This window comes from Cytobacillus sp. FSL W8-0315, assembly GCF_038002905.1.
Lineage (GTDB): Bacteria > Bacillota > Bacilli > Bacillales > Cytobacillaceae > Cytobacillus > Cytobacillus pseudoceanisediminis.
On the sequence record NZ_JBBOOC010000001.1, the window covers coordinates 3,316,418 to 3,342,790 of the forward strand.

Annotated in this window: 27 protein-coding genes; 25 read left to right on the forward strand and 2 right to left on the reverse strand. The window is 43.2% G+C overall.

Features of this window, described 5'->3' with window-relative positions; genetic code table 11:
* Positions 1–98 precede the first annotated feature (98 nt).
* From MKY20_RS16915 to MKY20_RS17015, 21 genes are all read left to right on the forward strand, one after another.
* Positions 99–752 (forward strand): GntR family transcriptional regulator, encoded by a 654-nt coding sequence (locus MKY20_RS16915; RefSeq protein ID WP_258753436.1) that lies wholly within the window; start codon positions 99–101, stop codon positions 750–752.
* A gap of 157 nt (positions 753–909) precedes the next feature.
* Positions 910–2,130 carry a CaiB/BaiF CoA transferase family protein gene (locus MKY20_RS16920; protein WP_019383105.1) on the forward strand — a complete coding sequence of 407 codons (1,221 nt, stop codon included), beginning with the start codon at positions 910–912 and terminating at the stop codon, positions 2,128–2,130.
* Positions 2,131–2,149: 19 nt separating this feature from the next.
* Positions 2,150–2,971 (forward strand): enoyl-CoA hydratase-related protein, encoded by an 822-nt coding sequence (locus MKY20_RS16925; protein ID WP_009334401.1) that lies wholly within the window; start codon positions 2,150–2,152, stop codon positions 2,969–2,971.
* An 86-nt stretch (positions 2,972–3,057) separates the two neighbouring features.
* The gene (locus MKY20_RS16930; RefSeq protein ID WP_258753437.1) at positions 3,058–3,564 is read left to right on the forward strand and encodes a tripartite tricarboxylate transporter TctB family protein; all 507 of its coding nucleotides are present in this window, start codon (positions 3,058–3,060) and stop codon (positions 3,562–3,564) included.
* A gap of 30 nt (positions 3,565–3,594) precedes the next feature.
* Positions 3,595–5,106 (forward strand): tripartite tricarboxylate transporter permease, encoded by a 1,512-nt coding sequence (locus MKY20_RS16935; RefSeq protein ID WP_009334403.1) that lies wholly within the window; start codon positions 3,595–3,597, stop codon positions 5,104–5,106.
* A gap of 18 nt (positions 5,107–5,124) precedes the next feature.
* Positions 5,125–5,667 carry a gamma carbonic anhydrase family protein gene (locus MKY20_RS16940; RefSeq protein WP_009334404.1) on the forward strand — a complete coding sequence of 181 codons (543 nt, stop codon included), beginning with the start codon at positions 5,125–5,127 and terminating at the stop codon, positions 5,665–5,667.
* A 121-nt stretch (positions 5,668–5,788) separates the two neighbouring features.
* On the forward strand, positions 5,789–6,622 hold the full coding sequence (locus MKY20_RS16945; RefSeq protein ID WP_009334405.1) for an ABC transporter ATP-binding protein: 834 nt from the start codon (positions 5,789–5,791) through the stop codon (positions 6,620–6,622).
* Between the two features lie 96 nt (positions 6,623–6,718).
* The gene (locus tag MKY20_RS16950; RefSeq protein ID WP_009334406.1) at positions 6,719–7,705 is read left to right on the forward strand and encodes a Gfo/Idh/MocA family protein; all 987 of its coding nucleotides are present in this window, start codon (positions 6,719–6,721) and stop codon (positions 7,703–7,705) included.
* 261 nt (positions 7,706–7,966) lie between these two features.
* The gene (locus tag MKY20_RS16955; protein WP_009334407.1) at positions 7,967–9,031 is read left to right on the forward strand and encodes a M14 family zinc carboxypeptidase; all 1,065 of its coding nucleotides are present in this window, start codon (positions 7,967–7,969) and stop codon (positions 9,029–9,031) included.
* 706 nt (positions 9,032–9,737) lie between these two features.
* Positions 9,738–9,860 carry a YezD family protein gene (locus tag MKY20_RS16960; protein ID WP_372675480.1) on the forward strand — a complete coding sequence of 41 codons (123 nt, stop codon included), beginning with the start codon at positions 9,738–9,740 and terminating at the stop codon, positions 9,858–9,860.
* 104 nt (positions 9,861–9,964) lie between these two features.
* Positions 9,965–10,681: a phosphoadenylyl-sulfate reductase gene (locus MKY20_RS16965; RefSeq protein ID WP_009334408.1), complete on the forward strand. Its 717-nt coding sequence runs from the start codon at positions 9,965–9,967 to the stop codon at positions 10,679–10,681.
* Positions 10,682–10,696: 15 nt separating this feature from the next.
* Positions 10,697–11,761: an inorganic phosphate transporter gene (locus MKY20_RS16970; protein ID WP_341002061.1), complete on the forward strand. Its 1,065-nt coding sequence runs from the start codon at positions 10,697–10,699 to the stop codon at positions 11,759–11,761.
* A 26-nt stretch (positions 11,762–11,787) separates the two neighbouring features.
* Positions 11,788–12,933, forward strand: a complete 1,146-nt coding sequence (sat, locus tag MKY20_RS16975; RefSeq protein WP_217024695.1) for a sulfate adenylyltransferase — start codon at positions 11,788–11,790, stop codon at positions 12,931–12,933.
* A gap of 12 nt (positions 12,934–12,945) precedes the next feature.
* On the forward strand, positions 12,946–13,545 hold the full coding sequence (cysC, locus tag MKY20_RS16980) for an adenylyl-sulfate kinase (RefSeq protein WP_009334411.1): 600 nt from the start codon (positions 12,946–12,948) through the stop codon (positions 13,543–13,545).
* 161 nt (positions 13,546–13,706) lie between these two features.
* The gene (gene cobA / locus MKY20_RS16985; RefSeq protein ID WP_071156033.1) at positions 13,707–14,483 is read left to right on the forward strand and encodes a uroporphyrinogen-III C-methyltransferase; all 777 of its coding nucleotides are present in this window, start codon (positions 13,707–13,709) and stop codon (positions 14,481–14,483) included.
* 29 nt (positions 14,484–14,512) lie between these two features.
* Positions 14,513–15,286: a sirohydrochlorin chelatase gene (locus tag MKY20_RS16990; protein WP_341003386.1), complete on the forward strand. Its 774-nt coding sequence runs from the start codon at positions 14,513–14,515 to the stop codon at positions 15,284–15,286.
* Positions 15,267–15,875 (forward strand): precorrin-2 dehydrogenase/sirohydrochlorin ferrochelatase family protein, encoded by a 609-nt coding sequence (locus MKY20_RS16995; RefSeq protein WP_251156398.1) that lies wholly within the window; start codon positions 15,267–15,269, stop codon positions 15,873–15,875. Before MKY20_RS16990 ends, MKY20_RS16995 begins: the two co-directional genes overlap by 20 nt.
* A gap of 105 nt (positions 15,876–15,980) precedes the next feature.
* Complete coding sequence (locus tag MKY20_RS17000; protein ID WP_341002065.1) at positions 15,981–17,081, forward strand: CdaR family transcriptional regulator; 1,101 nt, start codon at positions 15,981–15,983, stop codon at positions 17,079–17,081.
* A 106-nt stretch (positions 17,082–17,187) separates the two neighbouring features.
* On the forward strand, positions 17,188–18,471 hold the full coding sequence (locus MKY20_RS17005) for a GntP family permease (RefSeq protein ID WP_251156396.1): 1,284 nt from the start codon (positions 17,188–17,190) through the stop codon (positions 18,469–18,471).
* 21 nt (positions 18,472–18,492) lie between these two features.
* Complete coding sequence (locus tag MKY20_RS17010; protein ID WP_009334417.1) at positions 18,493–19,632, forward strand: glycerate kinase; 1,140 nt, start codon at positions 18,493–18,495, stop codon at positions 19,630–19,632.
* 126 nt (positions 19,633–19,758) lie between these two features.
* A complete protein-coding gene (locus MKY20_RS17015) occupies positions 19,759–20,736 on the forward strand; it encodes a quinone oxidoreductase family protein (RefSeq protein WP_341002066.1) in 978 nt (325 codons plus the stop codon).
* A gap of 55 nt (positions 20,737–20,791) precedes the next feature.
* Here MKY20_RS17015 and MKY20_RS17020 read toward each other — a convergent pair whose 3' ends face one another.
* Entirely contained in the window at positions 20,792–21,814 is a 1,023-nt protein-coding gene (locus MKY20_RS17020) for a DUF1646 family protein (protein ID WP_019382743.1), read from the reverse strand.
* Between the two features lie 320 nt (positions 21,815–22,134).
* The gene (locus tag MKY20_RS17025; RefSeq protein WP_217024701.1) at positions 22,135–22,299 is read right to left on the reverse strand and encodes a hypothetical protein; all 165 of its coding nucleotides are present in this window, start codon (positions 22,297–22,299) and stop codon (positions 22,135–22,137) included.
* A gap of 245 nt (positions 22,300–22,544) precedes the next feature.
* On the opposite strand from MKY20_RS17025, the gene MKY20_RS17030 reads away from it, so the two are divergent.
* The 4 genes from MKY20_RS17030 (at position 22,545) to MKY20_RS17045 (ending at position 26,191) form a co-directional block, all read left to right on the forward strand.
* Positions 22,545–23,705, forward strand: a complete 1,161-nt coding sequence (locus MKY20_RS17030) for an MFS transporter (protein WP_341002067.1) — start codon at positions 22,545–22,547, stop codon at positions 23,703–23,705.
* Positions 23,706–23,925: 220 nt separating this feature from the next.
* On the forward strand, positions 23,926–25,179 hold the full coding sequence (locus tag MKY20_RS17035; RefSeq protein ID WP_251174544.1) for a methyl-accepting chemotaxis protein: 1,254 nt from the start codon (positions 23,926–23,928) through the stop codon (positions 25,177–25,179).
* A gap of 58 nt (positions 25,180–25,237) precedes the next feature.
* Positions 25,238–25,636 carry a nuclease-related domain-containing protein gene (locus tag MKY20_RS17040; RefSeq protein WP_341002069.1) on the forward strand — a complete coding sequence of 133 codons (399 nt, stop codon included), beginning with the start codon at positions 25,238–25,240 and terminating at the stop codon, positions 25,634–25,636.
* A 243-nt stretch (positions 25,637–25,879) separates the two neighbouring features.
* On the forward strand, positions 25,880–26,191 hold the full coding sequence (locus MKY20_RS17045; RefSeq protein WP_341002070.1) for a hypothetical protein: 312 nt from the start codon (positions 25,880–25,882) through the stop codon (positions 26,189–26,191).
* Positions 26,192–26,373: the final 182 nt, after the last annotated feature.

The window sequence follows — 26,373 nt, forward strand, 5'->3', positions numbered from 1 at the left end:
ACTGGCAGATATGATCGCCCTTGAAGCTGTATCCAGGATACAGCACACAGTATACAGCAACAGGCAGAGATAATTCATTTAAAGGAGGATAGACAAAGATGGTGCAGGGCCTGAAATTTACGCAGCCGCTTTATCAGCAAATCTATGACATTATAAAAAAATCCATTTTGTCAGGACAATTAAAGCCTGGTGAGAAGGTCAATGTTTCCCATCTGGCGGAAAAATATAATATAAGCCGGACCCCGTTAAGAGAAGCACTGCGCCAGCTGCAAATAGAAGGACTGCTGGTTCAGGATCAGCTGGGGCTATCTATTGTAAAACTGGATGAAACTGATTTTAAGGATTTATATGAAACTCGCATTATGCTGGAACCTCAAATAATGGGACTTGTTTTGAAAGCGATTACAGAAGAGCAGCTGAATTGCATTGAAGAAATTCTTGAAAGAGCTGAAGATGCCTTTTTGGAAGGAAACCATCTACTTTTACTTGAATGGAATGCTAAGTTTCATGATCGGCTCTTGGATGCAAGCCCAAACAGGCGGGCAGTGCACTTGCTTAAGCAAGTACGTTCATTTCTTTTGCTATACCGGGCCAATATCCTAAAAAACAACGAGCATAATAGAGAAATTCTTAAGGAACATAGCCAAATCCTTCATGCTCTTAAAGCCCGGGACGAGATAGCTGTCTACCAATCTGCAGCGAATCATCTGCGCAACGATCTGGAACGCGGAATGAATATGATCTGCGAATAAAAAAAGAGCATCTCCACTCGCCAAAATAGAAATGCTCCATTCTCATGAAAATCGATTTTATTATAACATGCACAGATTATGAATGTATAGAAATGAACAGCTGCCGGTCACATCGGGCTCACTTCTGAGACAATATTTTCAAAATGGGGTGTTCTGAGTGGGACCATTACAAGGAATGAAAGTCCTTGATGCATCGCAAATCATGGCTGGTCCGTATTGCACTATGGTCCTTGCGGATCTCGGTGCGGAAGTCATGAAAGTGGAGAAAGTGAATGGCGGAGACGATTCCCGCCAAATGGGCCCTTATGTAAACGGGGAATCTACCTGCTTTTTTCAGATAAACCGAAATAAAAAAAGCATAGCATTAAACCTTAAAACAAATGAAGGAAAAGAAATTTTCTATCAATTGGCTAAAGAAGCAGATGTTGTTGTTGAAAATTACCGCCCGGGAGTAACAAAATCACTTGGCATTGACTTTGAAAGCCTAAAGAAGATTAATCCTGGGCTAGTCTACTGTTCTATTTCAGGTTATGGCCAGACTGGCCCTTATTCCCATAAGGGCGGGTTCGATCTGGTAGCCCAGGGGATGACAGGGCTTATGAGCATGACCGGAGAAAAAGGAATGCGGCCAATGAAATCAGGCATCGCCGTTTATGATATCGGGGCAGGCATAACTGCAGCCTATTCGATATTGGCAGCTTTTATCCATAAGATGAAGACAGGGGAAGGACAGCATGTGGATATTGCCCTGGCTGAGATCGGGCTTCCATGGTTTACGTGGGAGGCAGGGGCCTATTTTGCAGAAGGAACGATACCGGAAGCAACCGGCTGGAGGCACCGTGTGTCTGCTCCATACCAGGCGGTTAAAACAAAATCGGGTTATATGATGCTTGGATGTGCCAATCAAAGGACATGGGAAAGATTTTGCGAAGATGTTGCCGAAAAGCCTGAATGGCTGACAGATCCGCGCTATAAAACCAATTTATTGAGAAACAAACATGTGAGTGAACTGGAAGAAGATATTGAGGCTGTATTAATGCATCAAGATACCAGACATTGGATTGATCTCTGTGAAAAAGCAGGGGTGCCTGCGGGACCAATCAACAACTTTGCAGAGGCGGTTCAGGATCCGCATTATGAAGCAAGAGGCATGATTCAGGAAGTGGAGCATCCATTAATCGGAAAAATGAAGATGATTGGCATTCCCGCAAAATTTTCAAAAACTCCAGGTGAGGTGAAAACCCCCTCTCCTCTCTTCGGACAGGACACGATTGAAGTGTTGAATGGTTTGGGCTATGACGAAGATTCCATAAGAAATTTAACAAAATCAGGAGCTGTGAAGACCTTGGAAGAAAAGCCCATCCTGAATAAAAAATAACAGAAAGGTCGTTAGTGATATGTCTAAGAATCTGGAAGCATTCAGCAGGGAGAAGACGTACAGTGAACCGGTTTATCTTCAGGTTGAAGGAGAAATTGCATTCATATGCTTCAACCGGCCGGATAAAAGGAATGCCCTCAGTTATGAAATCTGGTTAAGGATTCCGCAGCTTATTGAGGAATGCGAAAATGATGCCAATGTAAAAGTAATCATTTTTAAAGGGACTGGATCTGCTGCTTTTTCGGCAGGCGCAGATATCAGCGAATTTAAGACATTAAGGTATACAGCAGAAGGCGCTGAAAAGTATAACAAGGCTACGATGATAGCAGAAAAGTCAATCATGAATGCATCTAAGCCAACGATTGCCATGATACAGGGCTTTTGTGTTGGCGGCGGATGTGAAATTGCGGTTGCCTGTGATTTTAGATTCTCTGATGAACAGGGCAATTTCGGCATTACTCCAGCAAAGCTTGGCCTAGTATACAATACACCGGGAACCAAAAATGTTGTAGATCTTGTCGGCCCGGCGAAAGCCAAGGATATTCTTTACACAGGAAGGCTCCTGGATGCCGGGGAAGCGTATCGGATTGGTCTCATCGATCGGATATATCCTGCAGAAGCCATTAAAGAGGAAACGGTCAGATATGCAGAGTTAATTTGCAGAAATGCTCAGCTGTCAGTCAGGGGTTCAAAAAAAATCATTAATGAAGTGCTTGCCGGGGCCATTGAAGATTCACCTGAAACAGCCGAGCTTGTGATTGAATCGTTTCTTTCAGAGGATTATCGGGAAGGCGTGCGTTCATTTTTGGAAAAACGGAAGCCTGACTTTAAATATTCTTAAGTGGATAGGAAATAAAGTGTGATTAAAATGGCAGGGAGGCTCACAGCCTCCTCCAATTAACTTACTGAATTTTGGGGGGCTAAGAGATGAAGCTGGAACGAAATCTTTCGATTATCATGATAGTCTTTTCGTCTTTTTTTCTGGTTATGTCACTCCAGGTGGAAAATAGGACAGGGAATATCATTTCTGCAGGAACATGGCCGGCAGCTTTAATGATCCTGATGCTAATTCTATCAGTTATCCTGCTGATGAGGGCTCTAAAGGTGAAAAATGTTGAGAATATAAAGGGAGATGACATTGATTCAGCAGATGCAGATAATGAGGAGCAGCTCGCTCATCCGAAAAAGTTCTTCCTCTTGTTTGCAGTTCTTGCCACCTATATTTTTATTCTTGGCTATGTTGGTTTTATTGCTGCAACGATTCTGGGGATTTTTGTGATGGCGCTTTTGTTCGGTATGAAAAGCTATATTCGGGCTCTGCTGACAGGTATTCTGGCAACTGCCGGTTCTATCGTGCTGTTTCCCATTTTATTGAATCTGCCTTTCCCGCGGGGAACAGGGATTTTTTATTCACTTAGCTTGCTGTTTTATTAATAGCCAACTTTAATAAAAGAGGTGAACTTAATGATAGAAGGACTTTTAGGCGGTTTTGGGAATCTTTTTCAGCCTTTTAATTTTTTCATTCTTATGGTCGGTGTCCTGCTTGGTTTCATTGGAGGAGGGATACCGGGTATAAGCGGAACCATGCTGGTCATTATTCTTCTTCCTGTCAGTTATGCAATGGATCCGGCTGCAGCATTTTTGCTGCTGACCTCCATTTATGCCACATCTGTTTTTTCAGGGTCTATAAGCGCTATTCTGTTTAGAACCCCAGGCACACCTGAAGCGGTAGCAACCGTTTTCGACGGGTATCCCATGGCGAAGAAGGGTGAAGGGGGGAAAGCCCTCGGCATTTCCATCTTCAGTTCCGCCACAGGGGGTGTTTTTGGAACGCTGGTATTAATCTTTTTGACGCCGCTTCTCGCCTCTTTTGCGCTTAGATTTTCGTCCCCGGAGTATTTTGCGCTTGCTCTAATGGGTCTGACGGTAGTAGCTTCCTTGAGTGCAGGCAACCTGGTTAAAGGATTCATTGGTGTTTCCTTCGGTTTGTTTATTGCCACTATTGGCATCGATACAATGACTGGTGTGCCAAGATTTACATTCGGTTCAGGCCAGTTAATGTCGGGTATTGACTTCATTCCTGTTCTGATTGGATTATTCGCTATATCAGAGGTGCTGAGAAGAGTTCAGCAGGTCCACAAGGTGAATGCAAAGCAAAAAGTGAGTTCCGAACTTCCAAACTGGAATGTCATGAAACGAATTTCTGGCGTCATTGGACGTTCCTCCTTATTAGGTGTATTTATTGGAATCCTTCCGGGAATAGGTGCAACTACTGCAGCCATGCTCAGCTACAGTGAAGCTGCCAGGTGGTCAAAAAGATCAAAGGAATTTGGAACCGGAATTCCAGAAGGGGTAGCTGCACCAGAGTCTGCCAATAATGCAGCAGCAATGGGTGCCATGGTTCCTTTGCTTTCCCTGGGAATTCCGGGAAGCGCCACAACCGCCATACTGCTTGGCGCCTTTATTCTGCATGGAATCCAGCCGGGGCCTTTGATGTTTACAACACAGGGTTCCCTCATTTATACCATCCTGATGGGTCTTCTTGTTGCCAACTTGCTGATTTTAGTCATTGCCAAGCCGTTTATTTCGGTATTCTCTAAAATTTTGCAAGTGCCCTACACAATCATTGGACCACTTATCGTTCTCTTTTGTATTGTTGGCACTTTCGCAGTCAGGAATTCGATTTTTGATGTGGCTATGATGCTGGTATTCGGAATTATCGGCTACTATCTGGAAAATGCCAAATTTCCGCTGGCACCTATCGTGCTTGGCGTTGTGCTCGGTCCCATTGCTGAAGACCAGTTCAGAAGGGCCATGCAGATGTCGAACAATGATATTTCCATCTTCTTCACAAGGCCGATTGCCTTAACCTTCATTGTATTATCCATCATCAGTATATTGTATCCATTCATTAATAAGTGGATTAAGAAGCGCAAAAACAATGCGAGCGATTCAGATCAAACTGTAGCTTCATAAGAAGGAGGCGTTCCGGAATTGATCTTAGATTTTGAAGGACTGAAGCCAGACGTTCATGAAACCGTCTATTTGGCACCTAACACCTATATCATCGGCAATGTAAAACTGGAGGCTGATGTGTCCGTTTGGTTCAATTCTGTCCTGCGCGGGGACAATGATTCCATCAGAATCGGAAGGGGCACCAATATTCAGGAGGGAACGATGATTCATGTCGATGAAGGTTACCCTGTGAGCATTGGACAGAATGTCACAATCGGCCATAATTGTGTGATTCATGGATGTACCATTGAAGATGGTGCCCTGATCGGCATGGGAGCGATTATACTTAACGGTGCCATCATTAAGAATGGTGCAGTCATTGCGGCAGGAGCAGTAGTAGGGGAAAATAAAGTGATTGAGAAAAACTTCCTTGCAGCAGGTGTTCCTGCGAAAGCCTTAAAGCCGGTGAAGGAGGAACTGCAGGAGCGTATCATAGCAGGGGCAGAATTTTATCAAAAAAACGCTGTAAAGTTTCGCCGGGCTGGTATTGCTTCCGGGATGATTGATGCAGAAAATAAGTAATTTTTAAAAGGATGAGCTGAGACACAGGATTTCCAGCAGGTGCTATGGAAGTCTTTACTGTCTTCAGCTCTATTTAGTTTTAAGGTTTTTGGGCCGTTATAAAAGGATAAGGAGGATATGAATGAGTTATGTGAAGAGCAGCAGTATTATTTCACTGGATGAGATAAGCTGGAAAAGAAACGGAAAGCAGATACTGAACAAAGTTTCATGGCATGTCAGAAAAGGAGAACATTGGGCCTTATTAGGCTTGAATGGATCAGGGAAAACAACGATTCTGAAGATGATTACCGGCTATCTGTGGCCAAATGGCGGGCAAGTTTCAGTATTAGGAAATCTTTATGGCAAGACAAATATACCGGAGCTTAGAAAATCCATCGGCTGGGTTAGCACATCCCTGGACGATAAATTTCAATTCCGTCCATCAGAAACTGCCCTGGAAATTGTCTTGAGCGGGAGATTTGCCTCTATAGGCCTTTATCAAGAAATAACACTGCAGGACCTGGAAAAAGCAAAGGACTTAATGCATCAGTTCAATATTAGCCATGTCCAGGATCAAAACCTCACATCCCTCTCACAGGGTGAAAAACGAAAAGCCATGATTGCAAGAGCCTTAATGGCTTCACCAAGGCTGCTTATTCTCGATGAACCATGCAATGGGCTTGATATCTATTCGCAGGAAGAATTGCTTCGCTCGATTGAGAAAATGGCTGCTCATCAAGATGGTCCCACAATAATTTATGTTACCCATCATATCGAGGAAATTGTTCCTTCGATAACCCATGCCATGCTGCTGAAGAAAGGAAACGTCATTTCTCAAGGCAAAAAAAGAGACACGCTGACAGATTCGCTCCTTGAAGAAACATTCCGTGTACCAATAACAGTAGATTGGGAAAATGGGCGTCCTTGGGTACGGGTAAAAGCCGCATCCCAGTTTACCGAGGCTGGACACCGATGAAAACTATTTGCCTGGAAGAATGGCAAACGGTTGATTTTTAGCAAATTGTCCTTCATTATATGAAGATATCTTATACATAAAAATGGAGGAATAGAATTGGTTCGTTTCGGTATAGTAGGCACTAATTGGATTACAGAAAGATTTTTAAAAGCGGCACTGCAGGTTGAAGATTTTCAGCTGACAGCTGTTTATTCACGAACAGAAGAGAAAGCAAAAGAATTTGCAGCCAAGTACGGTGTGGAGAGGACTTTTACTGATTTAAAGACGATGGCCGCAAGCGGCGAAATCGACGCGGTCTATATTGCGAGCCCGAATTCCCTGCATGCTGAGCAGTCCATCCTATTTATGAAAAATAATGTTCATGTCTTATGCGAAAAGCCGGTTGCTTCAAATACAAAGGAACTTAAATCTATGATAGCTGCTGCCAGGGAAAACAATGTTCTTCTCATGGAAGCCCTAAAGTCTGCCTTTATGCCTAATTTTTTGGCTGTAAAAGAAAATCTTCATAAAATCGGACAGGTGCGCAGGTATTTTGCAAGCTATTGCCAATACTCTTCACGTTATGATGCATACAGGCAGGGAACTGTGCTGAATGCATTCAATCCGGATTTTTCTAATGGTTCACTAATGGACATCGGGATTTACTGTGTGTATCCACTTGTAGCTTTATTCGGTAAACCTGTGGAGATTAAAGCAGCAGGCTATGTGCTGGAATCTGGAGTCGACGGGGAAGGAAGCATGGTCCTTAAATACCCTGACATGGATGCGGTCATCATGTACAGTAAAATAACCGATTCCAGTCTGCCTGCAGAAATTCAAGGGGAAGAGGGAAATATCGTTATAGATAGAATAAGTTCACCTGAAAAGGTTGAATTGCATTATCGGAATGGAGAGAGGGAGGACCTCACTCAGGACCAATTAAGTGATTCTATGTATTACGAAACTAAGGAATTCATCCGTTTGGTTCAGGCTGGAAAGACTGAATCTGATATCAACTCCTACGCTAACTCGATGATAACAATGGAGGTTATTGAAGAAGCTCGGAGGCAAATTGGTGTAGTCTACCCGGCAGACCTGAATTAGAACGAAGGATCGGACATTTTATGTTCGGTCCTTTTTAGTTCTTTTTACACCTGAAAAAAAGGGATTTTTTGTAATCCAGTCTCTCAAATGGTAATTTTGGATTAATTTTACACGATAATTTGTTAGTAAACTCCTCATTTTATACTTATTTCGGAATGCGAAATTTGTCAAAAGAATAGGCATCATACTCTATTATCACTCTTAAATTAGTTCACTAGAATTAATAGTGAAAGATAACTATTAATTTGGGGGTATGTATTTATGACTTTGAAGAAAAAAGTTCTTTCTGTATCACTATCCGGTTTAATGGCTTTAGGTGCAGTTACAGCAGTGGGGATGCCTGCAGGTGCCGTTGGAAATGGTCCAGGCGCAGGCAATGGATCCATTCAGACTTCCATTCTGCATACATATGATAGTTTAACAGAATATTTGAAGACGCAGGATGCCAAGCAGGAGGCCATGCAGCTTGAAGTAATCGGCCAGACAGTAAAGGGCCGTGATATTTACATGGCAAAATACATATCCAATCCTGAAAATCCGACCATTCTTTTTCTGACTCAGCAGCACGGGAATGAGCAGCTGACAACTGAAGGAGCGTTGGAGTTTATTAAGCACCTTGGCACCGGCAAGTCAGGCGGAGTCCTTAAAGATGTCAATATTCTTGTGATACCTATGCTGAACGCGGATGGAGCAATGGGAGATGTGAACTTCTCACTTGACGATTATCTTGCCGATGGCGATCGCCATTTAACCCGCTATAATGCAAATCGTGTGGACTTGAACCGGGAACATGATAAAGAGACAAGCGAAATGGAGCCTGAGGCACGTGTACTCCATGAAAACGTGTTCCAAAAATACAAAATTGATTACATGATCGATCTTCATCATCAGGGTACCTTAAGTGAAACAGAAGGAAAGCTGGTATCGGGATCCATTCTTTATCCAACTAACAGCAACGTAAAACCTGAGGTTCTTGAAAAATCCAAAAAGCTGGGTTCAGTAGTGTTTAATGCACTTCACCATACAGGCTGGGGCCATATTGGAAAATATGTCGGCGGAACAGGTGAAAACATTGGCCGAAACGGGGCTGCTGTCCGTTACGACATTTCTACCCTGCTTTTTGAAATGCGCGGAATGTCCGACCACAACTATGAGCCTTATGCCCTTGGACAAAAGAGCAACGGTTATCTCATCAAGCAAACAATCACGACACTCGATGCGGCAGTAAAAGCCATAGCAGATGGTTCAATCAATTCTGCTGACACAAGCTTCTGGGATACTTTGCCTGAACAGACAACAAGACAAAGTGAAGAAGCTGATGAGTAAAAGTGATTCACCTCCGGCCATTGCCGGGGGTGTTTTTTATGCAAAAACCAGCCTAAGGGAAGCCTTAATGAGCTGAATGGCGTATCTCTGGTTAAAGCAATAGCAACCAGCGTCAACCTAAAGCATCTTTATCAAAAGTAAAAAATATGCGTCAACCCTCAGGATATACACAACATTTTGGACAAAGTCCAAAAGAAACTGGGTCAATCTTCAAGTTATAGCCGCTTCTCCAGCAAAAGTTATAAAATGATGCACCATCCCCATAATAGATATCACATCTCAAACAAGAACCAAAATAACTAGCGTCAATCGCTAAGTTCGATGCAGCTTCTCCAGCAAAAGTTCAAAGAAACTGCATCAATCCCCATAATAGATACTACATCTCAAACAAGAACCAAAAGATCCTGCATAATAGCCATTTCAAAACGAATATCTCAAATACCAAGGGTGATTCAGCGTGGATAGTTCCATAAAGACCTGGTACTTTACCAAAAAATCAAGTAAGTTTAACAGTTTTCAGTGAAGAAAAGCCCATTTATCAGATTTTTATAATTTTATTTAAATAAGTTGTTGACAATTCCTATGGGTATGGTAGGATTAATCTCAACATCACCAAAAATAAACTAATAAACTTATAATTTCCTAGACTAAATAAAGGAGGCGAGCCTCACTGAAACAGGCTGACTGGGAAGAGTTATCTGCTCACTTGAAGCAGATGCTAGGGAGCATTAAATTCGGATCGATCACATTGGTCGTCCAGGATGGCAAAGTCATACAACTTGAGAAGAACGAAAAGGTTCGTCTTCAACCAAATAAGCGCGCTGACTAGACAAACTAGAGGCTGTTTTTCCTCCTGAAGGATTTTTTCAGGCGGGAAGACTGCCTTTTTTGGTTGAGAAAAAATTTTCAAGAAAGTGAAAGGAGTACTGCAAGATGAGCACTGCAGTGACATATGAAAATTGGAATCAGATCTCTGATGCATTCCGAATTGATGATAAATCAAAAGGCGCCCGAGATGTATTGGAATGGGCCTATAAAAATTATCCTGACGACAAGATTGTCTATGCATCGAGTTTCGGGGCAGAAGCCATTGTGCTGATTGACTTAATACACGAAATCAAACCTGATGCACATATTGTCTTTTTGGATACAGGGCTCCACTTCCTTGAAACCTATGAAGTCATTGATAAAATCGAGGCCCGTTTCCCAACGCTTCGGATTGAGCGGAAAGAGCCCAAGCTGACACTGGACCAGCAGGCTGCAGAATATGGTTCAGCCCTTTGGAAAAGGGAGCCCAATTCATGCTGCCAGATCCGCAAAGTGATTCCATTAAGAGAAGCATTAACACCAAAGCAGGCCTGGATTTCTGGCCTTCGGAGGGAGCAGTCGCCGACAAGAGCGAATACTCAATTCCTTAACAGGGATGAAAAGTTCAAGAATATCAAAATCTGCCCGCTGATTCACTGGACATGGGATGAAGTTTGGGGCTATATCAGGGAAAAAAACCTGCCATACAACACCCTGCATGACAATGGATATCCAAGCATCGGTTGTTTTCCCTGTACACAGGCAGTCGATGAAAATGGCGATTCCCGTGCCGGACGATGGTCCGGGACTGGCAAAACGGAATGTGGCCTTCACACGAGCTAGAGGGAGGATGATACCATGCTTACGATTATAGCGGTCACAGTCGGTTTATTTTTCGCCATGAATATCGGGGCAAGCGGAGCAGCAGCATCCATGGGGATCGCGTATGGTTCAGGTGTCCTAAAAAACCGCATTTTAGCTCTTGTTCTTTGCGGATTGGCCGTTTTCTTCGGAGCATGGCTTGGCGGAGGAGAAGTGGTAAAAACAATGGGAAGCGGTATTGTCCCTAAAGAAACCTTCACAGTTGCCATCGCGCTGATTGTGATTGCATCTGCCGCATTATCGCTGTTTCTTGCAAATGTTTTCGGCATCCCGCTGTCTACCAGTGAGGTGACAGTCGGTTCTGTTGTTGGTGCTGGAATCGTCTACCAATCCGTATTTGCCGGAAAGCTTGCCTGGATCGTCATGTTCTGGCTGATTACTCCATTTGCTGCTTTTTTAATTGCCATAGCGGCAGCCGCATTTTTAAAGAGAAACTTTGTACAGAACCTGATTAAAAAGCCTAAGGCTGCTCCGATTTTAGCCATGCTCGTCATTTTTATGGGCGTGTTTGAAGCATTCTCGGCAGGCATGAATAATGTTGCCAATGCAGTCGGCCCGCTTGTTGGTGCAGGCATTATGAGCACTGGCAGCGGAATCCTCTGGGGAGGGCTGTTTGTTGCTTTAGGAGCCATTTTACTGGGGAAAAATGTCCTCGAAACAAATGGCAAAAAAATTACAAAAATCCGTCTTGAAGAAGGCTGCGTCATTTCAGGAACAGGAGCAGGAATTGTTACGATCGCTTCCGTTTTTGGAATCCCTGTCCCTTTAACGCAAATCACCACTTCCTCCATCATCGGAATCGGATTTGTAAATCAGGGACGATCAGTCTTCAAGAAGGACATCGTCATTCAGCTATTAGTTGTATGGGTTGTTTCACCGGTATTATCGATGGTCCTATCCTATACGCTCATCCAGCTGCTCATTGAACAAAATGTATATCCGGTGATTGCTATGGCCGGTGTTCTAATCTCCGTATTCGGAGTGAAATTCTTAATGAATCAGGCACCAGCTGCTGCAAGTCCGATTACTGAAAAAAAGTAAATCCGAAAAAGAAAGGTTGATGAAGAATGGCTCTGCCGAAACCTCATGGAGGAAAATTAATTCAAAACTATAATCCAAATTATGACCTGACAGGAATTGAAAAAGAAATTTTAATAGACGCCATAGCACTGAGTGATCTGGAACTTATAGGTGTTGGCTTATTCAGTCCTCTGACAGGTTTCCTTGGAAAAGCAGACTATGAATCTGTTGTTGAAAAAATGAGATTAGCAGACGGAACCATTTGGTCCATTCCGGTTACACTGCCGGTTTCAGCGGAAAAAGCCAAAGAGCTCACAGCCGGTGAAAAGTTTAAGCTGGTAAACGAAGGTGAAGTGTACGGAGTCATCACTGTATCAGAATGGTATGAGCCTGACTTAACCAAGGAAGCGAGTGAAGTCTACAAGACGGAAGAGCTGGCACACCCAGGAGTGAAAAGGCTTTTTGAACGCGGTCCGGTTTATGCTGCAGGCGAGGTAACGCTGATTAAAAAACCTGGTAAAGGCGTAGCGGAGGATGTATGGTTTGAGCCTAAAGAAACAAGGGCACTATTTGAAGAAAAAGGCTGGAAAACAGTGGTTGGCTTCCAGACAAGGAACCCTGTACACCGGGCACACGAATACATCCAAAAAGCTGCTTTGGAAACGGTGGATGGACTGTTTTTGAACCCGCTTGTAGGGGAAACAAAATCAGATGATATCCCTGCTGATGTCCGTCTTAAGAGCTACCGGGTCCTATTGGAAAATTACTATCCAAAAGAGCGCACCCAGCTGGCTGTCTATCCCGCAGCAATGAGATATGCGGGGCCGCGTGAAGCAATCTTCCATGCCGTTGCAAGGAAAAACTTCGGCTGCACACACTTCATCGTCGGCAGAGACCATGCCGGTGTCGGCAATTATTATGGCACATATGAAGCGCAGCATATTTTCAGCCATTTTACAGAAGAGGAGCTTGGCATCAAACCGCTGTTCTTTGAGCACAGCTTTTACTGCAATAAGTGCGAAGGCATGGCATCTGATAAAACCTGCCCTCACAGCAAAGAAGACCGTGTCATTCTATCCGGCACAAAGGTAAGGGAAATGCTCCGGAACGGGGAGCTGCCGCCTTCCACTTTCAGCCGCAAAGAGGTAGTCGAAGTATTAATTGAAGGCATGAGAGAAATAGAAACGGTATAAGGGGCGGATATAATGACAAAGGCAACAAACATCACCTGGCATGACTCTGCGATTACGAAGGAAGACAGGCGGGCTCAGAACGGCCATGGAAGTGTGGTCCTGTGGTTTACCGGGCTATCAGGCTCAGGCAAATCAACAATTGCAAATGCTGTATCCCACGAACTGTTTCGCCAGGGAATCAATGAATATGTACTGGATGGCGACAATGTCAGACACGGCTTAAATAAAGATCTTGGCTTTTCAGAAGCCGACAGAAATGAAAATATCAGGCGTATTGGGGAAGTCGCGAAGCTGTTTGTGGACAGCGGCAAGATCGTCACAACTGCCTTTATCTCTCCATTCCGTTCGGACAGAGAAACGGTTAGGGCGCTGTTTGAAGAAGGAGAATTTATTGAAGTCTTCATCGACTGTCCGCTCGAAGAATGTGAACGGCGGGACCCAAAGAAATTATATGCCAAAGCACGGCGCGGGGAAATAAAGAATTTTACAGGAATTGATTCCCCGTATGAAGCACCTGAAAACCCTGAAATCACGGTCCGATCTGACCAGTACACAGTAGAAGAAGCAGTCGGGCAGATATTAACACATTTGCGTGAGAAGAATATCCTATAAAAACCGGGAGTCTCTTTTTAATAGGAGACTCCTTTTCTGAAAAATAATTCCTACTATTTCACCCCGAAAAATGGTATTATAGAAAACAACTAGATTATTAGCTTAGGAAAAGCATTAAAAGGCATATATTATAAGATATTACAGAAAGGGCGGTCATGAGAATGACGGGAAAAGTTTTTTTAGTAGGTGCCGGCCCGGGAGATCCTGAACTTATGACTGTTAAGGGAATGCGCTGCCTGCAGGAGGCAGATGTCATTCTATATGATCGTCTAGTGAACCGGGAGCTGTTAAATCATGCAAAAAAAGAAGCGCAGCTCGTCTATTGCGGCAAGCTTCCCAATCATCACGTCATGAAGCAGGAAACCATCAATCACCTGCTTGTTAAATATGCAAAAAAAGGTTTGCTGGTTTGCCGGCTAAAAGGCGGTGATCCATTTGTTTTCGGCAGGGGCGGGGAAGAGGCAGAAGAGTGTGCCAATAATGATGTGCCATTTGAAATTGTACCTGGAGTGACTGCAGGAATCGCGGCATCTGCTTATGCGGGAATTCCTGTAACACACCGTACCTTAAGCAAAAGTTTCGCTTTTGTCACCGGACATCAGGCCGGAAACGAAGAAGCTGAACACCAGTGGGCCCACCTAGCACATGCAGTTGACACGATTTGTGTGTATATGGGTGTTTCCCACTTGCCTAATATTGTTAAAAATCTCATTCATAACGGAAAATCCACTCAAACACCAATTGCACTCGTACACTGGGGAACTCTTTCAAATCAGCGGACAGTTACGGGCACGCTTGCCAATATCGAGAGCAAAGTAAAAGAAGCAAAAATTTCGAATCCAAGCATGATTGTCATTGGGGAAGTTGTAAAAATGCATCATAAAATTAATTGGTTCGAAGAGGAAATTGCGCCTCATCTGCCTGTGGTGCATGGATAGGTTACGATTAAGCAGTATGAAGAAAGTCCATCAAGGAAAGGAGGCCCCAAATGAAAGCTGTCCTATACATCGGCCATGGCACACGTTCTAAAAAAGGCGCTGCCGAAGCATCTTTTTTTATCAGGAGTGTCATGAAAAAGGTAGACGCTCCTATACAAAAGCTTTGTTTCCTTGAATTAACAGAGCCAGACATTGAGGCTGGATTTGAATACTGTGTCCATGAGGGAGCGGAAGAAATTGTCATTGTGCCTCTATTTTTGCTGGCTGCGGGTCATATTAAGCAGGATATCCCTGAAGCGCTTGCCCCTTTAATAAAAAAGCATCCGGCCATAACTGTAAGGATGGCGGATCCGTTTGGAGTCCAGGACAGCATTCTTGACGCAATTGCAGAACTTGCGGCAGATGAAGCACAGCCAATCCGTTCTAATGATTCGCTTTTAATTGTAGGGAGAGGAAGCAGTGACCCTTCAATTCTTCAATCCTTTAACTCAATCAAAAGGGGAATCAGCCGGCGGCTTGGTATAAGGAATGTGCAAGTCTGCTATTTGGCAGCTGCTGCGCCGTCCTTCAAGGATGGACTTGATTCCATTTGCAATGAGGCCAGAGGGAGGATTATCGTCATTCCTTATCTATTATTCTCGGGGCTTTTATTAAGTGAGGTAGTAAGAGAGGTCAATAAGAAAATAAAAGCAGGATCCTCTGTGAACCTTACTGATACTTTAGGAAAACATGTGGCAATCCAGAATCTAGTCGCTGAAAAAGCGAATGGAGAGGTGAATGTGAATGCAGCCGTTATTCATTAATTTAACCAACAAGAAGATCGTTATTGCAGGCGGCGGCAGAATTGCCTTTCGAAAAGCGAAAACACTTGATGGAGAACGGGCCAATATCACTTTTGTTGCTCCTGATTTTACCGACGATATCATTTGTCTTGCCCATCAAAGAGGGTATGAGCTCATTCAGCGGGAGGCGCATCCTGAAGATTTTAAAGATGCTTTTTTATCGATTCTGGCCACAAATATTCGTGAAACCAACCAGCAGCTGGCGAGGTCGCTTGATTTATATCAGCTTGTCTGTGTTGTCGATGAAGCAGGAGAAGGAAATGCAATCTTTCCGGCAGCTGTAAGGCGCGGTCCGCTGCAAATCGCAATCACCTCGAATGGCGCAAGCCCCAAGCTGACCCGGATGCTAAAAAAACAGCTGGATGAACAATTTGATGAAAGCTGGACGGGATATTCAGAATTTCTGGCAAAATGCCGTGAACATATTAAAAAACTTTCTATTCATTCAGCTGAGAAAAATGAGCTTCTCGCCGAATTGCTGGATGACCGCTATCGCCTGTCGGAGGATGAGCGGGAAAGTAAATGGGCATATCTGTCCTCATTAAAATAATCAACTCCTCAACCGTGTCCTGACACACGGTTTTTTTATTTTGTTTTATTGTGCAAATCTACTATGGTACATTGATAGTAACGAAGCAGGAAGGCGGCGGGGAATGTGCATTTTTTATCTTATGAACTCGCTCAGGGAATAGTGGAGCGGACTATGAAAATTCTGAAAAAAAACATAAATGTTATGAATGAAGAAGGGGTTATTATCGGTTCTGGTGAAAAGGAAAGGATCAATCAGGTTCATGATGGAGCTCTGCTGGTCCTAAAAAAAGGGGAAAGTGTGGAGATTGATGAAAGAAGTGCCGCCAAGCTTAAAGGGGCCAAGCCTGGAATCAATCTGCCGATCCGTTTTCATAATCACATTATTGGTGTTGTCGGTATAACGGGGGAGCCTGAGCAAATCAGGAATTTCGCAGAGCTTGTTAAAATGGCAGCAGAACTGGTTTTGGAGCAATCGTTTCTTTTGGAGAGAGTACAATGGAAACAGCGGCTCCAAAGTGAGATAGTGAACCTCCTTATTTCTGAAGAACCATTGAATGAAGCGTGGTTAGAAGAGAGGGCCGGCTTCCTGGGATATGACCTGAAAATCCCGAGAACCGTGATTGTGCTCAAGCTGCACGAAGACCTTGGAACCATGAATCAAAAGCTGATCAATGACATCCATTTTGAATTGGGAAAACAGGATTTAACAGGGGTTACGTTCAATAATGAAATTGTCATATTGAAAGCAGGGGAGCCCACGGAACAAATCGCTGCTTTAAAGAGGATCGCCGGCCTTTCAAAGAGGAAGGCGGCAGTTGCTATTGGAAACACATCGGAGAACATAAGCGGCTTGAAGTCCTCCTATCGGCATGCGCAGCAGCTGACTGTCCTTGGTCCAAAGATTCATCGTGACGCCGATTATTACAGTTATGAAACGTACTGGCTGGATATTAAGCTATCCATGCTCGCCCAAAAGGAAGAACATACATTTTCTTTCTATGACCGGCTCCTTGCTCAGGATAAAAAAGGGGAACTGGCACATACGCTTGATGTTTTCATAAAAGAAGGAGGCGATCTTGGCAAAATAGCGGATCACTTATTTATCCACCGCAACACCCTGAGATACCGTCTGGATAAGATAACAGAACTTACGGGAAAAGACCCGCGTAATGTAAAGATGCTATTCGAACTTTATGTGGCAAAATTAGTAAACGACTTAAATTAATTGTGCGATTGCACAATTAATAGAGAAATCTATCCGTTTTTTTCATCATCATTCACGATGTAATAGAAAAGGCAAACGCTTACAATAGATTTATAAGCTAATCATCATGGGAGGGCTAAATGTGGATGTAACTGTAAGCGCTTTAGGAGCAATAACTGCCTTAGTCATTGCCATACTATTAATCTTGAAAAAAGTTCCGCCTGCTTATGGAATGGTTGCAGGTGCTTTAATAGGCGGTTTAGTCGGCGGAGCAGATATTGCAAGCACTGTTAATTTAATGATGGAAGGAGCAAAAGGCATCATACCGGCGGTGCTCAGAATCCTGGCTGCGGGTATATTGGCAGGAGTACTGATAGAATCTGGCGCAGCTTCCTCGATTGCCGAAACAATAGTTAAAAAATTGGGAGAAACCCGAGCGCTGCTAGCCTTAGCAGTGGCAACAATGATCCTGACAACGGTCGGTGTATTTGTTGATGTGGCAGTCATTACCGTATCACCTATTGCCTTAGCTATCGCGAAACGGGCAAAACTTTCCAAAACAGCCATTTTGCTGGCGATGATTGGTGGAGGGAAAGCAGGGAACATCATGTCACCCAACCCAAATGCCATTGCAGCTTCAGACGCATTCGGTGTTCCGCTTACTTCGGTTATGGCTGCTGGAATCATCCCGGCCATATTCGGACTTGCTGTTACGTATTTCATTGCAAAGAAACTTGTAAATAAGGGTTCAGCTATCTCAGATGGGGAAGTGGAAGTGAACAGTAATACAAAGCTTCCATTATTTATCACTGCCATGATTGCGCCGCTGGTTACGATTGTTTTGTTGGCGCTTCGCCCATTATTTGATATCAATATTGATCCGATGGTGGCACTTCCAGCCGGGGGAATTATCGGAGCCATTGCGATGAAGAAGACAAGAAAAATCAATGAGTATGCTATTTCAGGTTTAAACAAGATGTCAGGCGTTGCCATTATGCTTCTTGGAACAGGAACCCTGGCTGGAATCATAGCAAACTCAAGCTTAAAAGATGTGATCATTAATGGATTAACCTCTTCAGGTCTTCCAGCCTATCTGCTGGCGCCTGTCTCTGGTATTTTCATGTCAGCTGCTACAGCATCCACAACTGCAGGTACAGCAGTGGCAAGCGGTGTGTTTGGCAGTACCATTTTAGGATTGGGAGTATCAGCGCTTGCAGGCGCTGCCATGATCCATGCAGGTGCAACCGTACTGGATCATTTGCCGCACGGAAGCTTTTTCCACGCAACGGCAGGAAGTGTCAATATGGATATTAAAGAACGCCTGAAGCTGATGCCATATGAATCGCTTATCGGTTTAACTCTTGCAGTCATTTCTACACTTATATTTGGAGTCTTTAAGCTTTTTGGCTAATAGAAAGGGAGAGGATCAAATATGAAAATCGTGATTGCCCCGGATTCATTTAAGGAAAGTTTATCGGCACTTGAGGCTGCGAATGCCATTGAAAGAGGTTTTAAATTCATATTTCCCGAAGCTGATTATAAAAAAATGCCGATGGCTGACGGCGGAGAAGGAACAGTCCAATCGCTTGTTGATGCAACGGAAGGTTCGATCATAGAGCGAACTGTTACAGGACCTCTCGGGGAACCTGTTAAAGCATTCTTTGGATTAATGGGGGATGGAAAGACAGCAGTCATTGAAATGGCAGCTGCGTCAGGCTTGCATTTGGTTCCTTCAGAAAAACGGAACCCCTTAATTACTTCAACCAGGGGAACAGGAGAGTTAATCACAGCTGCATTGGACTTAGGAGTTCAGCACATTATTATTGGAATTGGCGGTAGTGCTACCAATGATGCAGGAGCTGGAATGATTCAAGCCTTAGGCGGTAAACTCCTTGACAAAACCGGCAGTGAAATCGGACAAGGCGGAGGGTCGCTTGTGCAGCTGGAAGCAATAGACATGTCAGGCCTTGATTCAAGGCTCCGAGATGTCCATTTCGAAGTGGCCTGTGACGTTGATAACCCTTTAACCGGTCCAAGAGGTGCCTCGGCTATCTTTGGCCCTCAAAAAGGAGCGACACCTGAGATGGTCGAGCTGCTGGATCAGAATTTAGGGCATTTCGCAGATGTGGTCGAAAACACCCTTGGCAAATCATTTCGCCATATTGAGGGAGCAGGCGCTGCCGGAGGAATAGGAGGAAGTTTGCTTGCCCTTTTAAATGCAGACTTAAAAAAAGGGATTGAAATCGTCCTTCATGCCGTAGACTTTGAAAATGAGGTAAAGGATGCGGACCTTGTCATTACTGGAGAAGGAAAAATTGACAGCCAAACCATATATGGAAAAACGCCAATCGGTGTGGCTAGAGCGGCTAAGAAACATGGGATACCGGTAATCGGTCTTGCAGGTTCTTTATCTGACGACAGCGATATTGTTCATGAACACGGAATCGATGCTCTATTCAGCATTGTTCCAGGTGTTGTAACCCTTCCTGAAGCTTTGGAAAAGGCAGCAATATATATGGAAAGAACAGCGAGAAACATAGCTGCCAGTATGAAAATGAATGGGTCATTATAATGAGAGGCTGCGAAATGCAGCTTCTTTTTTATAGCCTTAATTCGGGTAGTCAGATTTAGCAAAAAGAGGCTTCTTCTTCGCAAATATCGAATATGTTAAAGGATTACATAAATGGAGGCCAATCATATGAAAGCAATTGCAGTCACACATTACGGTAGTCCGGACGTACTAATTTACACAGAAATGGAAATTCCAAAAATAAAGCGGGATCAAGTATTGATTAAAGTGGAAAATGCAAGCGTCAATTTTGCGGATGTGAAAGCGAGAATTGGGCAGGGAGGAACTGGCCGATTTCCGTTTATTCCCGGCCTTGATGCAGCAGGGGTAGTAGTGGAAATAGGGAGTGAAATTACAAAATTCAAAATTGGAGATCGCGTCGCAGCGTTCCCTTCTGAAGGATCTTATGTTGAGTACGCTGCAGCTGAAGAAAACCTGACGTTTGCAGTGCCGGATGAAGTAGCGTTGGATAAGGCTGCAGCATCCCTGACTGTTTCTTTCTTATCTTATAAATTGCTTGCAGATATTGCAAGAATCCAAAATGGGGAAACCGTTCTGGTTCATTCAGCAGCAGGTGGGGTAGGCACTACTGCAATCCAAATGGCAAAGATATTAGGAGCAGATCTGGTTATCGGAACTGTTGGCAATGAAACGAAAGTGCCTGCTGCTGTGGAAGCAGGTTCTGATCATGTCATTGTATACGAAGAGATTGATTTTGCAGAAAGGGTAATTGAAATAACCGGTGGAAAAGGTGCGGATATTATCCTGGATACCCTTGCCGGCAGCATAACGCAGAAAAGTTTCAGTTGTCTGGCTGAATATGGCCGACTTATCCAATTCGGCAATTCGAGCGGCAAACCAGGGATCATAAACACGAATGACCTGCATAAGAGCTGCCGTTCTGCCTTGGGCTACAGCCTCGGGACAACAAGAAAGAAGCGTCCGGAATCACTCAGGGAAACAGCACAAAAAGTCATGCAGTTTTTAAAAGAAGAGAGACTGCATATTAGAATTGGGAACAGGTTTCCTTTGGAAGAAGCAGCTGAAGCCCATAAACTGATCGAAAGCCGAATGAGTACCGGAAAAATATTGTTGGATATACAATAATAATATTATGTGAACAAGATTGAAAGGGAAATTGAAACGGGCCGCCAATCCCCTTTCAATTTCCCGTGACCAATATAAGCACAAAATAACCAATCATCGTGACCAACCCAAAAGGAACACCAAATACTGCCCACTCTTTACTCGTAATCTGCAGTTTACCCGCAGCAATAATATTGGGAATATTGCCTGGAATAAGCATTCCTCCGCTGATCAGCAGTCCAAGGAGGATGGATTGAACTGTAAAATGGTCCATTGATGGGCTAATTTCAGCAGCTGCAAGTGTTGCATTATCCAGTACGGCAGAGATCATATTGATCCAATATAATAAAAGCGGATTTAAACCTATTAAAAAGTGATTGATTAACGGTTCAAACCCGGCCCCAAGCATTGTCAGGCCCATGACAAAGAAATATATTTTCAAAGCCCTGACAAAGATTTCTTCATAGTTTTCACTAGCAGGCTTTTTAGTAAAGGACGCTTTCCCTGAAACAGGAGGCTTAACAGCAAGTGCGGCCATAATTCCGAAAAATAGGAGGGCAATGGTAATTTGCGGTCCAACCAATTCCATCAAAAAGAAGAAGTCTTCTTTCATTTTACTGATTGCAATGGTGGAAAGCGGCTCGCCAATCGGCGTCAAGGCTGCACCCAGGCCAATCGAAAAACAGGCGAGTACGGTCAGCCTGATTTCAGAGCTTCTTTCCAGCCGAAGCGCACTGACGATTAATACAAGAACTAACGCAGCGATAATAGCTGTAATAACACTTGAAATTAACCCAAGAAAAATCACAGTCAAAGCTGCAAATAATCGAAAAGGCATAATCCGGCTTACGGATAGGATGCTTCTTTCCAAATTTGCCTGAAACCATTTAAACAGCAGACCTGCAATAAAGACAGCAAGCGTAATTTTTACTGGTTCCTGTGCTGCTTTTACAAAAAGTCCGCTATTTAGAACCCCGCTAGCCAGTGCAGCTGAAAGCCCCATCACAAACAAAAACATCTCCAGATTTTTTTCCACGAACTCAGAAAGAAATGGCATGACAAGAACAATAATGAAAATAACCACTAACAAATAAATCATAAATCCTGCTCCATTTGGTTATTTTCCAAGTTAAACACAAGGAATACTACATGCATATGCTGCGAATCGGACAAACTTGCCAAAAGAAAAGCGGAAGCGCCTTGCCCACGAATGAACGCAGTCTAAGAACGCCGCGTCCTGTGGCAACGTCTGCATGACCCCCATCCTCCCAAAAGCTGCCGCTTTTGGTCGTGCGATGATTATGCTGACGAAGCCTTCCTTGTCCTGGGGGCATCACCTCGAGGGGGTAGGCTGCTTGCGCTAGACAGTTATCAAAGTACAAAAATAAATCCCTGCAGGAGACCCGCAGGGATTTTCACTTAGTTATAGTCATTTAATACTGTTCCGGAAAGATCAAATTCAGGTTCGATGCTTTTTATGGTATTTGTGTCAGCAGGAGTTGTACCGGCAGGCTGTATTTCGTCAACAGCAGATGATACTAGAGGGGATAAACTGCGCTCTTTCTTTGCTTGATTGTCCAACAAATGAATCAACTCCTTTACAGTATTTGTTATTTACATTCCTATTTAATTGTTATATTCAAACATGTAATTTATGGAAGTTGTTTTAGTAAGGTATTTATATTTTATCCCAATAAAGAAAATATATTTACAAAGCAGCATTTATTATTTTTAGATTATTCTATCCTTTGAGCTTAATCTATTTGGTATGTTAAGATGTTATTTTATTAAAATTTTTGAACAGCTTGATACTAGAGAGGAAGTTCAGCTTGGATAAACGCATCTATTTATTAGCAATCATATCGTTTGTTGTTGGAATGGTGGAATTGATTATAGGCGGGCTGCTGGATCTTGTAGCATCAGATCTGGGTGTCAGTTTGGGGCAGGCAGGTCTGTTAATTACTGTATTCTCGCTCGCCTTTGCCATCGCTGCGCCCGTCCTGCTTACGATTACGGTTAAAATAGAACGCAGCCGTTTAATGATGATATCATTGGCTGTATTTTTGGCCGGTAATATTGTTGCCGTACTTAGCCCCCTTTACAGTGTATTATTAATTGGCCGGGTTTTAGCGGCAGCAAGCGGCTCACTGCTTATCGCATTATGTATGACAATGGCTTCCTACATAGTCACAGAAGAATATCGTGCACGTGCCATCGGCATCGTCTTTATGGGAATCAGTGCATCCCTTGTGCTGGGTGTGCCCATTGGCTTGATGCTTGGAAATGTTTTTGGCTGGCGCGCTCCGTTTGTTCTCATATCTGCACTGACAGTCATATCAATGGCAGGCGTTCATTTCTTTATGGGCAAAGTTGCTCCAAAGCCCGCTGTTCCAATAGGCATCCAGCTTAAAACCCTGAAAAGCCGCAAAATCGCTCTAACACAGATAACATCGTTCCTGTTAATGACTGGCCATTTAACTTTTTACGGTTACCTTACTCCATTCCTGAAGATGAAAATGGGGCTTGACGGCAATTGGGTCAGCATTGTTTACCTGATTTTCGGAATTGCGGCTGTCATCGGAGGAGGAATCGGCGGCCTCCTGGCAGACCGTTTTGGTGCAAAATCTGTCATTTTGACGCTTCTTGCCATGTTTGGGATTACCCTTTTCTCATTGCCGTTTGCCGCTTTTTCTCTGCCCGTTTTCCTGATTACGGTAGTCATTTGGAGTATGCTCAGCTGGGCGGTAACACCGGCCATACACAGCTATTTAATTGAAGTGACACCCGAAACTTCTGATATCCAGCAAACATTGAACAACTCCGCAGTTCATATGGGAATGGCATTCGGAAGCATGATCGGCGGCATCATGATCGAGACAACCTCAGTAGAATATAATGCGGCTGCAGGCAGTATTTTTATTATTATTGCTCTTGGCACTGCAGTTCTTTCCATGGCTAAAAAAGAAAGAAGGACTGCTGAAGCTGAATAGATATGAGTAAAATGCCAGCTTCTTGGAAGGCTGGCATTTCTATTTGCGGAAAACTGACGAACTATTTCAATTATTTTAAAAATAATCCTTCGAAATATATTGATATATTTTCCTTTCATCCACTATAATCAAATTGTCAGGTGGTAAAAGAAGATAGTTAAGGAGGAATTTGTAAATCATTTTTTTATAATAATAAATGATAGAAAAAGGGGTCCGTTTCATGAGTCAACTTAGCTATATGCTCCGTACTTTAATCGTTATTATCCCGACTGTATTGATCATAAGCGTTGCAGTATGCGTTGGTAATGGATTGAAAGGCAATGCGTTTTGGATCACCATTGCTTTTATTATGATTCTCGGTTCTCTTGCTGGAATATTATCCGCATTTATGAACTACCGAAAGTTTATTGCACCCATCAGCAAAATTAATGCCTTTATCGATGAACTTGCAGATGGAAATATGTCCACAAGACTTGACGAAAAATCAGTGGGACAGCTTGGATCGATTGCTTCAGCTTTGAATCATACTGCAGCTGCCTGGCAGGAAGTACTGAATAAAGTGGTAATAGCTTCTAACGAAGTCACACAATATGCACAGCAGCTATCATCAGGTGCCCAGCAGACAAATATGGCAACAAGCCACATAGCTGAGGTCATTGAAGAAGTAGCAGCAGGTGCCGATAATCAGGTCAAGGGGGTCGGAACTGCTTCCCATGTCATCATGCAGATGTCCGAAAGCCTGACACAGGTTGCGGCAAATTCAGAACAGGTTACAGAGCAAATCAACGATTCACTGGAAAAGGCAAATCATGGTTCTGCATCCATTTCAACAGCAGCATGCCAAATGAACTCCATTCATGTAAATGTACAGGATTTATCCAAAGTAGTAAAAGGCCTTGGCCAGCGGTCACAGGAGATCGGAAAGATTATCGAAGTGATTACAGGCATTGCCGCTCAAACAAATCTTCTGGCTTTAAATGCTGCTATTGAAGCGGCCCGCGCAGGAGAGCAGGGAAAAGGCTTTGCCGTTGTAGCAAACGAGGTTAGAAACCTCGCTGAAAAGTCTGCAGAATCCACCCTGCAAATCAGCCAGCTGATATCAAAAATCCAGGAAGAAACCAATCAGGTTGTCCAGACAATGGACTTGGTTAACCATGAAGTAACTGAAGGAATGGAAGTCATGAAGGATGCAGGTGATTCTTTCGCACAAATCCAGCAGTCAGTCAGCACGGTGACGAATCAAATGGAGGAAGTCGCTTCAGCCATTCAGCAAATGTCTGTCGGTTCGCAGAAAATGGTTCAGTCCATGGACGAAATTTCCCATGTGGCAAATGAATCAGCCATGGCCACACAAAGTGTACTTGCTTCAACGGAAGAACAGGCTGCATCAATGGAGGAAATTTCACTCTCTGCTGACCAGCTTACGAGCATGGCGGAGGATTTGAAAGGGTTGATCAGCAGATTTAAGTTATAGAGTTTAGGTCAAAAACCTAAACTCTTTTTATTATTATTGTTTAAAGGAGAAGTTTTATTTGATCGAAAAAGAAAGGAGGGTACCAGAAATCATTATGCAGCTTCATGCACTTTTAAGGCGTATTCCAGAAATGGTACATGGGAGGGAGAAAGCTGCATCTGAATTAAACAAGCCCAAAGCAGGATTTATAGGTGAACAAAAGCTGGATTATTATTTAGATTTTCTGGATGAAAAGAAATATAGAATCTTTCATGGGCTGCGTCTTTCAAATAGAAAACAATTTTTTCATATGGATACTTTACTCCTTACAAAAAGATTTGCCATGATCCTTAAGGTAAAAAACTGGAACGGAACCTTCATCCTTGAACCCAATTTCCACCAGCTCATCCGAATCCATAACGAAAAGGAGGAAGCTTTCCACGACCCGATTTCCAAAGCTGAACACCAAAGCCGGTAATTAAAAAAGAGGCTGGCTGCAAATGGTTTCCCGGATATCCCGATAGAATTTGACGTCTTTATCAGCAGTCCTTCCACCATCAAAAAATCACCTTCTAAACAAACCTCCAGTAAAGTTCTTCATGCACACCGACTATTAAGTAAACTTACCTCTATTGAAAAATCATATTCTATTGAGAGATTAAATGAAAAACAAATAAAAAAATTAGCCATACACTATTGAAAAAACATGTCAGAGCATGAAATGGATGTAATGAAATTTATAAAAATAAATCCAGATACAATTCTTACTGGTGTGCACTGTCCTCAATGTGGCTCACTGCCAATGATTTATCATTGGGGATTGTGGAGATGTCCAGTATGTAAAACCACTGCGGATACGGCACATCATCAAGCTGTAGAGGATTATATTTATCTGATTAAACCGTCAATTACAAATGCTGAATTTCGCAAGTTTCCCCATTTAACATCCGTTTTTTCTGCCTCAAGATTACTTGACCAGATGAATCTTCAGCATGGCGGTGAAAAGAAGAATAGGTATTATATAAAACCTTGATTGGAGACCTCTAATTGTGAACTCTGCAAATAAAAGCTTTAAACTTGCAAATAAACTTAAAAATTTGCAAATAAAAACACCAAACTAACAAACAAACCTAAAATTCAGCAAACAAATCAGTAAAACTTGCAAACAAAACTTTCAGCCGCCATCTTAGACCAAAAAAACCACCCGCAAAGATG